The organism is Chamaesiphon sp. VAR_69_metabat_338 (assembly GCF_031423935.1).
In the GTDB taxonomy this organism is placed as follows: Bacteria; Cyanobacteriota; Cyanobacteriia; order Cyanobacteriales; family Chamaesiphonaceae; genus Chamaesiphon.
The window spans coordinates 1-11,714 of sequence record NZ_JANPGM010000629.1 but is presented as its reverse complement, the minus strand read 5'-3'; the positions used below and the strand labels follow the sequence as shown (position 1 = coordinate 11,714).

Sequence of the window (11,714 nt, the reverse complement as noted above, 5' to 3'; positions counted from 1 at the left end):
TTGAGCTGGGCGGCGGTATTCAGGTCGTAGGCGCGTTCGGCTTGCTCGATTTGGACGCGGATTTGGTCTTCTTGCTCTTTGAGGCTTTTAATACTGTCGAGGAGTTGTTTTTCGCCTTGCCATTGATTGTTCAGCTCGTCTTGTTGAACGGTGAGGGTGGCAATCTCCGCGTCGATTTTTTCTAAGCGGCCTTGAGTGGGGTGGTAGCCATCACTGGGCAGATTTTCGCCTTGGAGGGAGAGTTTTTCCATCTCTAGCTGCATTACCCGTCGATCGATTGCTTCGAGTTCTTCCGGCTTGGAGGTAATCTCCATCTTCAGTTTAGCGGCGGCTTCATCGACGAGATCGATCGCTTTATCCGGCAAAAATCGATCGGCAATATACCGACTGGACAGATTGGCGGCGGCAACTAGAGCGGAGTCGCTAATTTTGACACCGTGGTGGACTTCATAGCGTTCTTTCAATCCCCGCAGGATCGAGACGGTATCTTCGACACTGGGTTCGTTGACTTGAACGGGTTGAAAGCGGCGTTCGAGGGCGGGATCTTTTTCGATATATTTGCGATACTCATCGATCGTCGTCGCGCCGATACAGCGCAATTCGCCGCGCGCCAGCATCGGTTTGAGCAGATTGCTGGCATCCATCGCGCCTTGGTTGCCGCCCGCACCGACGACGGTGTGCAGTTCGTCGATAAATAGGACGATTTGTCCTGCCGATTCGGTAACTTCTTTGAGTACCGATCGCAAGCGTTCTTCAAATTCACCGCGCAGTTTGGCTCCAGCAATCAAGCTGCCCATATCTAGGGAAATTAAGGTGCGGTCTTTGAGCGATTCGGGGACGTCGCCATTAACAATGCGTTGAGCTAGTCCTTCGGCGATCGCAGTTTTACCAACACCTGGTTCGCCGATCAAGACGGGATTATTTTTTTGACGACGCGATAGCACTTGCACCACCCGCTTGATCTCCTCATCCCGCCCGATCACGGGATCCATTTTGCCCGCTCTGGCGGCTTCGGTGAGATCTTTCCCATATTTAGGTAAAGCCGCACTGCTAGCTTCAGCCGTGGGAGCATTCGCTTTGGGTGCGGCAGAGCGCAGCTGCTTAATTGCCGCTTCTAATTGGGCGCGATCGAAATTAAATGCTTTTAGTAATCTGCGCCCGATCCGATCGTCCTCATTCAACGCCAAAATCAGATGATCGACGCCAATAATCCGATCTTGCCAGCTTTCCCGGGCGGCTTCGGCGCGATCGAGTAAGGCATCCAAATTTCGGCCTAAATATAAGTCCGCGACCCGATCTAATCGCGGTTGGCGCGTGGTAAATTCCTGAAGCTGCCGCGTGAGTTTCTCTACATCTACGCCGACGCGCGCGAGGATTTTGGGGGCTGCATCCTGCTGCTCCAACAACGCGATCGCCACATGCTCGACTTCTAACTGCTGGTTGAAAGATCTCCTGGCTACATCCTGCGACTTAACGATCGCATCCCAGGCTTGGTCGGTAAATTTGGTGGGGTCTGTAGGCTGCATGTCTAGGGGCGATTAGTCCGATCGTGTGTGTTCAGTATATCAAGGAAGGCCAATTCGGTGGTGGTTGGGCGGCGATCGCGGCGGCTAATGTCGATCGCATCTACTACTTGCGTCTGGCTGTGGGCGATCGCGTAAAGTTTCTGTGAGATAAATTGGGGATCGCTGGCGAGATTGCGGCCACCTATACTAATATATTCACAGATTAAACCGCTGCCTTCAATGTCTCGATGTGGCTGCCGCCACTTCGCGTGTCAGCTCGACTGAGCCGACAATACGACTTAGATCTCGATTCTCCCAGGGAGAGGCTCCGCCAACGAACCTATCTAAATTGTATCGCTGTACCGCAAAGGTTCCAAAGACATGACATATCTATTAGCAGGCGATCTGGGCGGTACCAAAACGCTCTTGAGACTAGTGACAGCCACAGATCCAGATCGCAGCCAATTCGAGAAATCGTATCACAGCCAGTCCTATCCCAACATTATTGCCATCGTTCGCGAATTTGTCGCAGCGGCACAAGTCCAACTCGGCACAATCGAGATTGTCAGTGCTTGTTTGGGGATTGCTGGTGCCATTGTCGATCGATCCTCCTACTTACCCAACTTGGATTGGCACATTCATACCGACGAGCTGGAGCGGGAATTACAAATCCCGAAGTTGAAATTAATCAACGATTTTACCGCGATCGGCTATGGTATTCCCCGGCTGCACCCGATCGACCTGCACGCACTCCAATCGGGAACGTCAATTCCCCAGGCACCGATCGCCATCATCGGCGCAGGTACTGGATTAGGACAAGGTGTGCTGATTCATGACGGTCGGGACTATCGAGTTGTCGCCACCGAAGGCGGACATGCCGATTTTGCCGCTCGATCGCGGCAAGAATTTGAGTTGTTTGAATACATCTGCAAATCCAAACAACTCGATCGGGTTTCAGCAGAGCGGGTGCTATCGGGAGCGGGGATCGTGTCGATTTACCAATATCTACGCGATACTGGCAACTTTTCTGAAGCACAGGACGTCACTAATGTAGTGAGAGCTTGGGAATCGGCAACACCTAATGCTGTCGATCCGAGTGCCATTATTTCGGCAATGGCGATCGCCAAAACCGATCCGCTCTCCGCAGCTACGATGAAAATGTTTGTCTCGATCTACGGTGCAGAAGCGGGCAACCTCGCGCTCAAAACTCTACCCTACGCGGGGCTATATATTGCTGGTGGCATCGCGGCCAAAAATCTGCCCATATTGGTCGATGGCACCTTCATCGCCGCGTTCAATCAGAAAGGAAGAGTCAGCGATCTGTTGAGTAAGATTCCGGTCTATATCATCCTCAATCCCCAAGTTGGCTTGCTCGGTGCGGTTGCCCAGGCAGCGGCATTAGCTACATAGAGATCGAAATCGATTTTTTGTCTGTGACTGAGATCGCAATTACGGTTAACCGATTCAGTAATCGCTAATGAGTGTGCGATCGATAACAGTTTCTGACTCAGTATTCTGTCAGAGTTTAATGTATCGCTAGAACATGAGTTCGCTGAATGCCTGGGCGTTCGGCATTGACGATCGAGTCTGAATCTAGCTTCCCATCAAGGTTGTCAGCGTTTAGTAAGATCTTGGCTCGCGCCAACCGCCAGCCGAGATATTAGTTAATTCGACATAAACTGTCTAATCGATTAAGATTGTCAATGAGAAAACATTAAAAAAATATAAAGGTTATAATCTATAGCAGTGGTGCTAATACAAGGAGGTCTATGTTTCTTAGACTAGCAAATCAACATCAAGAATTTGTCAAAGACCTGGTAATGAGCCTTCAAGCTCTAGCTACTGTCTTGGAGCGACGCGGTTATGAGGCTGCTTGCTATACATGTGGCGATCGTATGAATAGTGCCAACTTCATGGTAAGTCTGGCACCCAATCACCTGATCCGGTTTCTGGTATCCGATTACGGGATTACCTGGACAGAGTTACGCGACGATCGCGAGTTAATGAAACTCGAAGGCGCAGAAGCAATCGCCCAGTTACAAGAATTGGCCGATCTGCTCAAAGTGCGGGAGCAGAATCCCGAACCCGCGTTAATCGGCTAGTCGCTGCCAATTGAGTCGATCTGGATGCTCTCACCAGCAGATCGAATCGATCTGTGCTGGCGGCTAGATTTTCCGCCAACAAGTTATCTAAATTTAATAGTTCGATCGCGATCGTGCAGATGCCACCAAGACAGGGTAATAGTGGCAAATCTGCCGATCGCGGTTTGGTATCGATCGATATTGCCAGAAATACGCATCAGATCGCGAGCGCGTTGCTGATTTGATGATTCTCGATTTTTACAGCCAGATTCCTTATCTTTTCCTCGCCCCCCGCTCCCCGCTCCCTCTTCTAGGGTTTCACACTTCGAGCCAGCAACGCCCGATTATTTACCGATCGAGGATGCAACCACTGGGTGTTGGCCGTAAAAAGGTAAAGCCATCTCCCAGTGCGGACGTTCACCACGCTCGTCAGCCATTCGCGCCAAAGCTAATACCCCTACGACAGTATCAGCTAGATTAGCCGATTGCGGCACATAGTGGTGATGGGCTGGCTGCAACCGTGCTAATTGAGTTTCCCAATCACCAGCCGACATCACCGTATCCGGTAGCATCACCGTTAGCTGTCGTGTGTCTGGACTGAAGTTATAAATCGCCCCAAATACCTCATCCCGTTGCGCGGACATCGAGATTGCGATCGAGCCGTGGTGAGGTAGTTGCCACGCGATCGCTGCCAAACTAGATACTGTAAATACTGGTAAATTGAGCTGCTGCCCCAACGTGCGCGCAGTCACGACCCCCAGCCGCGTCCCCATAAATCCCCCTGGCCCGTTGGCGACGGCAATCCAGCCCAAGTCTTGCCAGGTTTGGGGCTGGATAAAATCACGGAGGTAGGGATGGAGCAGATTGGATGTCTCGCGTCCCAATTCCCACGATCGATAACGGGGATTGTCTTCACTACTACCGATCGATAGTCCCAAAGCGGGGCTGCTAGTATGTATCGCTAGTCCGTATTTCATGGGGAAGGGGATAGGAGATAGAGGATAGAGGATAGTTCCTACATCTTGCCCTCACCCCCAACCCCTCTGTCTTGACCCAAACGCACGCGGAGGAGACCTCAGCGCGATTTGGGTCGTTCCCAAGCTTGGGAGCGGCTCGCGCACGCCTTTGTTCCCCGACGGTTCAGCGAGACAAGACAGAGGGGAGCCAGAGCCGCAGGATTTGGCGGGGTGAGGGCGAAGGGGTTTCGCTAACAAAAGAAGTCTTTGTAAATCGGATTTGGGGTGACGATCGAACTTTGGAAGATCCAGCATCACCCATGATAGAGGGGAACGGGCTAGGATAACAAAAAGCACATTTGCAAATCGGAATTAAATGCCTATGACTGGTGCTGATGCTGAATCTACTGCTCCCCGCGAAGATCGCACGCAAACGCTGCGCGATCGCTATCTTCAAACCATCGATGAGATTGCCACGCGGATTCTGACTGGCAAGCAGATTATCTCGAAAGAGTATATTTATCAAATCCTGGTCGAGCGGATCGAGTTGGGGACGAGCGAGATCTTTGAAGGTTGTTTGAGCCAGACGGTGCAGGGCATCGAGCGGGAAATTGCCAGCCAAGCCGATGAGGTCAAGCAGGCCAAATTAAAGCATAAACTTAACGCTCTAACCTGGATTCAGACATCGTTAGGCAATCTCCAAGACGAACGTCAAGCCGTGGCGGCGGTGAATGCAACGATCGATCGGATCGTTGCTGCGGCACCCAACGAACGGTTAAATACGCTCCTGCAAGCACTAGATCCCAATCAGGAACGCAAATTAGAGCGCGCGCAGATCGAGTTGATGATTAAGTCTCTTCAGTCGGTGGCGACGGTTAAACTCGAACCCGCAGATTTCGAGCAGTTGAAGCAATTAGCCTTGGGACTCGATCGCGGCTTGAAGTCTTTGCCAGCTTTAGAACCGCATTTGGTGAGCTGGATTTATGAGAGCGGTCAGCAAATCGGTTTTGGTGGAGCCACTGAGAATGGCCCCTGGTCGCTGTGGGCGCGACAAGTAGCGAATCCATTCATTCAGGCATTATTTGCCACGATCGGGCGGCAGCAGTCAATTTCCGATCGCTGTGCGGCACAAGCAACTGGGGATGAAGGGGAGTGGACGGAACTAGCGATCGTTTTGCAAAGTATTCAGATTGCTTTGGTTGCTTGGTTTGACGCGCAGATGTACGACCGGCTTTGGGGTCAGCGGATGGCTTTTAGTACGCTGATTACATTTGCAGCGATTTGGTGCGAGTTAGCCAATGGCATCAGTCGCGCGACGGGGATTAATAGCGGACACCGGGAGGCGATCGCCAAGGCTTGTTTTCAGGTGACGTTGCAAATTTTACGCACGGCGGCGCAACGTCCGAATTTTCCCTTATATGGTGGAATTTTTGCAGCATTTTCTGGCGAAACGCTCCGCGATACGCTCTCTTACTTCGATCTGCCGCTCAAGCAGGTGGCAGGGACTCAGGAGAAGGGGCGATTATTGACGATTTTGGGTTATTCTCAGCAAGCCTTAGGACAGATTGCCCGATCGATCGAGCTGCACCAAGAAGCCCTAGAAATTGCCAATCAAGCTGGAGATCGTCCCTGTGAGATTGCCAATCTCAATCATTTGAGCCGGATCGCGATCGGTCAAAAAGATTATCCCCAAGCCATTAGTTACAGTCAACGCGCCCTGATTTTGGCCAGACAAACGGGCGATAAATTGGGTGAAGCCAATGCGCTGACTAATGTTGGCTACTCGGAAGTATTGGCCGCACACGCGATCGATCTGATGGATGAAGATGTCTACGAGCAGAATATCAGTTATCTCGATCGCGGCTTGAAACTTGCCGAAACATTAGACGACAAACAGAGTCTCGCGCTGGGTTATCACAGCCTTGGGCTGGCTTATCTAACAATTGGGCAACCGGAACGCGCGATCGAGTATCTCCAATTAGGTACTAAAGCCGCTCAAGCCGTGGGGGATTTATACCTCCAAGGACTGAATTTGACCTACCTCGCTGAGGCGCATCACAGCCTAGAGAAGCCTAAAACAGCGATTTTTTATAGCTGTCTGGCGATGTACCAACTCCATCAAATCGGTGCCAAAGAATGGCGGCAGGGTGCCAGTTTAGCGACTATTTTGCAGGGGCAATTAGGGCCGGAGCAGTTTCAGGAAGTACTCGTCCAGTATCGCCCCAATTTAATCCCTGCGATCGGGGTTGATGGCTACGATTATTTGCCCCAATTACTCACTAAGTATCTAGAAGAAGGCAGTTTATAGCGAACACTCAGAACCTAAAAAGTAACAGCGTAAAAAAAGCAATCTCTCCTTGGAAGTATCTCTGTAGTGCCCGATCCCCTCCCGATCGCAAATAGTAGTTATTACCGAACCCAATCATTCAAATTACTATACCCAATCGCCAAAATTACTGTGTTAAGATTTAATGACACGCAAGACAAGCAGCAGGGGATGGAAAACAGCCATGTTTGAACGCTTTACAGAAAAAGCCATTAAAGTAATCATGCTGGCCCAGGAAGAAGCACGTCGCCTGGGGCACAACTTTGTCGGTACCGAGCAGATCCTTCTGGGATTAATTGGCGAAGGTACTGGCGTAGCAGCAAAGGTCTTGAAGTCGATGGGGATCAACCTCAAAGATGCACGGATCGAAGTTGAGAAAATTATCGGACGTGGTTCGGGTTTTGTCGCCGTTGAAATCCCCTTCACTCCCAGAGCGAAGCGTGTTTTAGAGTTGTCTTTGGAAGAAGCTCGCCAACTGGGACATAACTACATTGGTACCGAACACCTCTTACTCGGATTGATCCGCGAAGGTGAAGGCGTAGCTGCCAGAGTGCTCGAAAATCTCGGTGTAGACTTAACCAAAGTTCGCACTCAAGTAATTCGGATGCTCGGTGAAACCTCTGAAGCTGGTGTCGCTACCGCTCCAGGTGGACGTACTGGCAGCAACAAAACGCCGACGCTAGATGAGTTTGGTTCTAACCTGACCCAAATGGCTCATGATGGGAAATTAGATCCTGTTGTCGGTCGTGCCAAAGAAATCGAACGCGTCATCCAAATTCTCGGTCGGCGGACGAAAAACAATCCCGTCCTGATCGGCGAGCCTGGTGTTGGTAAAACGGCAATCGCTGAAGGTTTGGCACAACGGATTGCCAATCAAGATATCCCAGATATTTTGGAAGATAAGCGCGTCGTGACCCTCGATATCGGGTTGCTCGTTGCTGGTACCAAATACCGGGGTGAATTCGAGGAACGCCTTAAGAAAATCATGGATGAAATCCGCCAAGCGGGTAACGTCATCCTGGTGATCGATGAAGTCCACACCCTGATCGGTGCTGGTGCTGCTGAAGGAGCGATCGATGCTGCAAACATCCTTAAACCCGCTCTAGCACGGGGCGAGCTGCAATGTATCGGTGCGACGACGCTCGATGAGTACCGCAAGCATATCGAACGCGATGCCGCACTCGAACGTCGTTTCCAACCAGTCATGGTCGGCGAACCCAGTGTCGATGAAACGATCGAGATCTTGCACGGTCTGCGCGAACGCTACGAACAGCACCACAAGCTCAAAATCACCGATGCGGCTCTCGATGCTGCGGCTAAATTAGCCGATCGCTACATCTCCGATCGCTTCTTACCAGATAAAGCGATCGATCTAATGGATGAAGCTGGCTCCCGCGTCCGCCTCCTCAATTCCCAACTCCCCGCTGCGGCTAAAGAGCTGGATAAAGAATTGCGCAAAGTCCTTAAAGAGAAAGACGAAGCCGTCCGCTCTCAGGATTTTGATAAGGCTGGTTCGCTCAAAGACCGCGAGCTGGAAATCAAAACCGAAATTAAGAGCATCGCTCAGAACAAAAAAGCTAGCGACGAAACTGAAGATCGCGTGATGCCTGAGGTTACCGAAGAAGACATCGCCCAAATCGTGGCTTCTTGGACTGGCGTACCAGTGAGCAAGCTCACCGAATCTGAATCCGTCAAGCTGCTGAATATGGAAGAAACCCTCCATCAGCGGTTGATCGGTCAAGAAGAGGCGGTCAAGGCTGTCTCCCGCGCCATCCGTCGCGCTCGGGTCGGTCTGAAAAACCCCAATCGCCCGATCGCCAGTTTCATCTTCTCCGGCCCGACTGGAGTTGGTAAAACCGAGTTGACCAAAGCGTTGGCAAACTACTTCTTCGGTTCGGAAGACGCGATGATTCGCTTGGATATGTCCGAGTACATGGAACGCCACACCGTCTCTAAACTGATCGGTTCGCCTCCAGGTTATGTCGGCTACAGCGAAGGCGGTCAATTGACTGAAGCCGTCCGTCGTAAGCCTTATACCGTCGTCTTATTCGATGAAATCGAGAAAGCGCACCCCGACATCTTTAATATGCTTTTGCAAATTTTAGAAGACGGTCGCCTGACTGACGCCAAAGGTCGCACGGTAGACTTCAAGAACACCATGATCATCCTTACCTCGAACGTGGGTTCCAAGGTAATCGAGAAAGGTGGTGGCGGTCTTGGTTTCGAGTTCTCGGACAACAAAACCGAAGCTACTTACAACCGGATTCGCAGCTTGGTCAACGAAGAACTCAAAAACTACTTCCGTCCAGAGTTCCTCAACCGTCTTGACGAAATCATTGTCTTCCAACAGCTCACCAAGCCAGAAGTCAAAGAAATCGCCGACATCATGCTCGCAGACCTCTTCGGTCGTCTGACCGAGCAAGGCATTAAGCTCGAAGTCACCGACAGGTTTAAAGATCGCCTGATCGATGAGGGTTACAATCCAGCCTACGGTGCGCGTCCATTGCGTCGTGCAATTATGCGGTTACTCGAAGACATCCTCGCTGAGGAAATGCTCTCCGGTCGCCTCAAAGATGGCGATACCTCGATCGTCGATATCGGCGAAGATGGTAAAGCGATCGTCACTCCTAAGCAGGAAAGTATTCCCGCTGCGGCACCCGATTTATTAGCCCCAGTTGGCGAGTAATCGATTGGTGACAATATCTAATTAGCTAAAAAAGGCGTACTATTCAGTACGCCTTTTTTGCAATCTACATAAACTCCCGATCGATTTCTATTAATCTTAATTTTCAGCTATGCTCACCTCGCCACTCAAATTCAATTCTTTCCTCTGCCTGTACAAATTTAATATCGAACAAGTCAAATACAACCTCTCTGCCTAATAATAGAGGAGCATTTGCAATCTCTGTCAGCAACCAAGCTACAGGAGCTTGAAAAGTACGATTGTCAATCGTTAAATTGATAATTCTTTTGACGTACTGGACATCACCGCCAACGCCTTGCCCGACGGTAATCGGTTCTCCTCTAGACACCTCAAATCCTAATAATTCACCAACTTCCCGACTAATCAGACTCAATTGAGCACCAGAATCTACTAACATCACGATCTCTTCACTATTAGATTCACAGGTAAGAGTTACTGGATACAATGGTTCCCATTCTGCTCCAGCAAACCCATAGAACTTAACCCAATAAAATTGAACATCTGCTGTTAGAGCAGGCATCCAATCCATTAAAAACGGCTCGCCTATTTTCTCAGCTTCAGCTTTAACCTGATGATAATCCGTTCCGGCTGCTAAAAATTGCGTTGCACTATAAGCAACAAATTGACGACGATAATTTTCTCTCAACATGCGGCGATGTCGATTTCCCCACCGGATAATTTCTCTAGCTTGTTCTGGAGTAACTGTCATCTAAGTTCTTAAAAATCGGTTCTGACCTATAATTTATAATTTTAATATCAGCGATCGCTTTAGCTATGTTAACTAATATAGCCATCGATACATCTATGCTTCTGTTGCTAAATTCCGACGCACCCATTGCCTAAATTCCTTTCGAGCTTCACTCATCAATATTTCGGGACGCTCTAAAATCTGTGTAAACCCTTCGTTAATTGGTAATGAGGGAAATAACGAACTAGTTGCAGATTCGATATACTGCCCATCTGTGAGTACGAAGACTGCTAATTTACTTTGCTGATACCTCCAGATTTCTGGCACACCTAAAGATTCATAGGCACTAAGTTGAGTTGGCGAAGTTAGATCGATTTCTATTGCTAAATCTAGTGGTGGATCGATGGCTAAATCTAATCGCTTTTTACCAACTATTGCTTGACAATTTTTGATGTAAAAGCAATCGTCAGGCTCGATCCCTGCTTTCATCTGAGAGTTTTTAAAAGTAGTCGAACCCAAAGACTCCCAGGGTAGATCCAATTCTTCCAGCAACACGACGAGTAAATTGCTAATTAAGACTTTCAGCCGTTCGTGTTCTGGTAATGGCATCCGAATCTCTAATTCTCCAGCAGCATAAGCAATCCGTGTAACTCTCTTCTCTCCCAATTCCAACAAAATCTGCTCGAATTCTGCCCAGCTCACATCATGCAGATGAATTCGCTGCCCTGGGCTAATTTTGATGCGGTTGAGGGATATCGAGGCTACCATATCTATGCCGATAATCGCTTTAGCTCAATTATATCGCCTAGACTTCAACATGTTTAGTTATAACTCGATCGAGAAATGGTGGCTGCTAATCTGCATCCGGTAGCGGAGATAAAAGCGATGTGCTGCAAATCTTTGGACTCCAGAATCCAATGTTAATTGTTGGCAATCTTGGGAGCGAGCATAATTTACAAGCCAATTGAATAATTTTGTGCCATAGCCATGCGATCGACTCTCCGATCTACTAACCAGATCGTCAACATAGAGAAATTTGCCCCAAGCTAGCGATTCCGACATTCTAAATCCAGCAACGGTTTGAATGCTGTCATCAACGCGAAGATATATAAGTTGATAATTAAATTGCTGTTGCTGTCGCTGAACTTGCGTAATAAAATCGGCAATTTCTAAATGGGTTCGCAATTCTCTGATTACTGGAAAACACGCAGTAATCTCTTCGATCGATATTGCCAGCGAGATCTTGTCTATCATTGATATATTATGGTTTGATGGTTCGTTCGCGCCCTGAATTTTTATCTGACTGTATCGTCCTCTTCGTCACCCTCTACTAGCGTATGTCGAAACTAACTTGCACTCGAAACAACTGTAATGGCTCGATCGATGATGGTTATTGCGATACCTGTGGGATGGCGGCAATCAAATCGCAATCGGAATTAGACATCGCGCTGGCG

The 11,714-nt window shown here is 49.4% G+C and carries 10 protein-coding genes; 5 read left to right on the top strand and 5 right to left on the bottom strand.

Translation table 11 applies throughout. The features are described 5' to 3' along the window. Positions 1-1,526: Clp protease N-terminal domain-containing protein (locus RMO84_RS17440; protein WP_310489707.1), on the bottom strand; the 1,526-nt coding region annotated here is incomplete at its 3' end. A 23-nt stretch (positions 1,527-1,549) separates the two neighbouring features. On the opposite strand from RMO84_RS17440, the gene RMO84_RS17435 reads away from it, so the two are divergent. The 3 genes from RMO84_RS17435 to RMO84_RS17425 all read left to right on the top strand — a co-directional run bounded on the left by RMO84_RS17435 (position 1,550) and on the right by RMO84_RS17425 (position 3,607). Further along, entirely contained in the window at positions 1,550-1,672 is a 123-nt protein-coding gene (locus RMO84_RS17435) for a hypothetical protein (protein WP_310489706.1), read from the top strand. Between the two features lie 214 nt (positions 1,673-1,886). Continuing rightward, positions 1,887-2,915, top strand: coding sequence for a glucokinase (locus RMO84_RS17430; RefSeq protein WP_310489705.1), 1,029 nt, complete (start codon positions 1,887-1,889; stop codon positions 2,913-2,915). A 359-nt stretch (positions 2,916-3,274) separates the two neighbouring features. Next, on the top strand, positions 3,275-3,607 hold the full coding sequence (locus RMO84_RS17425; RefSeq protein ID WP_310489704.1) for a DUF1815 family protein: 333 nt from the start codon (positions 3,275-3,277) through the stop codon (positions 3,605-3,607). 323 nt (positions 3,608-3,930) lie between these two features. Here the strand turns inward: RMO84_RS17425 and tsaB are convergent, their stop codons facing one another. Then, positions 3,931-4,563, bottom strand: a complete 633-nt coding sequence (gene tsaB / locus RMO84_RS17420; RefSeq protein ID WP_310489703.1) for a tRNA (adenosine(37)-N6)-threonylcarbamoyltransferase complex dimerization subunit type 1 TsaB — start codon at positions 4,561-4,563, stop codon at positions 3,931-3,933. A 355-nt stretch (positions 4,564-4,918) separates the two neighbouring features. On the opposite strand from tsaB, the gene RMO84_RS17415 reads away from it, so the two are divergent. After that, positions 4,919-6,850: a tetratricopeptide repeat protein gene (locus RMO84_RS17415; protein ID WP_310489702.1), complete on the top strand. Its 1,932-nt coding sequence runs from the start codon at positions 4,919-4,921 to the stop codon at positions 6,848-6,850. 202 nt (positions 6,851-7,052) lie between these two features. Further along, entirely contained in the window at positions 7,053-9,554 is a 2,502-nt protein-coding gene (locus RMO84_RS17410; RefSeq protein ID WP_310489701.1) for an ATP-dependent Clp protease ATP-binding subunit, read from the top strand. A gap of 103 nt (positions 9,555-9,657) precedes the next feature. Here RMO84_RS17410 and RMO84_RS17405 read toward each other — a convergent pair whose 3' ends face one another. From RMO84_RS17405 to RMO84_RS17395, 3 genes are all read right to left on the bottom strand, one after another. After that, positions 9,658-10,281 (bottom strand): retropepsin-like aspartic protease, encoded by a 624-nt coding sequence (locus tag RMO84_RS17405; protein ID WP_310489700.1) that lies wholly within the window; start codon positions 10,279-10,281, stop codon positions 9,658-9,660. Between the two features lie 93 nt (positions 10,282-10,374). Continuing rightward, positions 10,375-11,028 (bottom strand): Uma2 family endonuclease, encoded by a 654-nt coding sequence (locus RMO84_RS17400; protein ID WP_310489699.1) that lies wholly within the window; start codon positions 11,026-11,028, stop codon positions 10,375-10,377. A 57-nt stretch (positions 11,029-11,085) separates the two neighbouring features. Beyond that, positions 11,086-11,514, bottom strand: coding sequence for a GNAT family N-acetyltransferase (locus tag RMO84_RS17395; protein ID WP_310489698.1), 429 nt, complete (start codon positions 11,512-11,514; stop codon positions 11,086-11,088). Positions 11,515-11,714 lie beyond the last annotated feature (200 nt).

What these genes read in the sequence shown, in the direction of transcription:
- RMO84_RS17430 (WP_310489705.1), top strand. Translation starts at nt 1,887, where the DNA reads ATGACATATCTATTAGCAGGCGATCTGGGCGGTACCAAAACGCTCTTG.
- RMO84_RS17425 (WP_310489704.1), top strand. Translation starts at nt 3,275, where the DNA reads ATGTTTCTTAGACTAGCAAATCAACATCAAGAATTTGTCAAAGACCTG.
- tsaB (WP_310489703.1), bottom strand. Translation starts at nt 4,563, where the DNA reads ATGAAATACGGACTAGCGATACATACTAGCAGCCCCGCTTTGGGACTA.
- RMO84_RS17415 (WP_310489702.1), top strand. Translation starts at nt 4,919, where the DNA reads ATGCCTATGACTGGTGCTGATGCTGAATCTACTGCTCCCCGCGAAGAT.
- RMO84_RS17410 (WP_310489701.1), top strand. Translation starts at nt 7,053, where the DNA reads ATGTTTGAACGCTTTACAGAAAAAGCCATTAAAGTAATCATGCTGGCC.
- RMO84_RS17405 (WP_310489700.1), bottom strand. Translation starts at nt 10,281, where the DNA reads ATGACAGTTACTCCAGAACAAGCTAGAGAAATTATCCGGTGGGGAAAT.
- RMO84_RS17400 (WP_310489699.1), bottom strand. Translation starts at nt 11,028, where the DNA reads ATGGTAGCCTCGATATCCCTCAACCGCATCAAAATTAGCCCAGGGCAG.
- RMO84_RS17395 (WP_310489698.1), bottom strand. Translation starts at nt 11,514, where the DNA reads ATGATAGACAAGATCTCGCTGGCAATATCGATCGAAGAGATTACTGCG.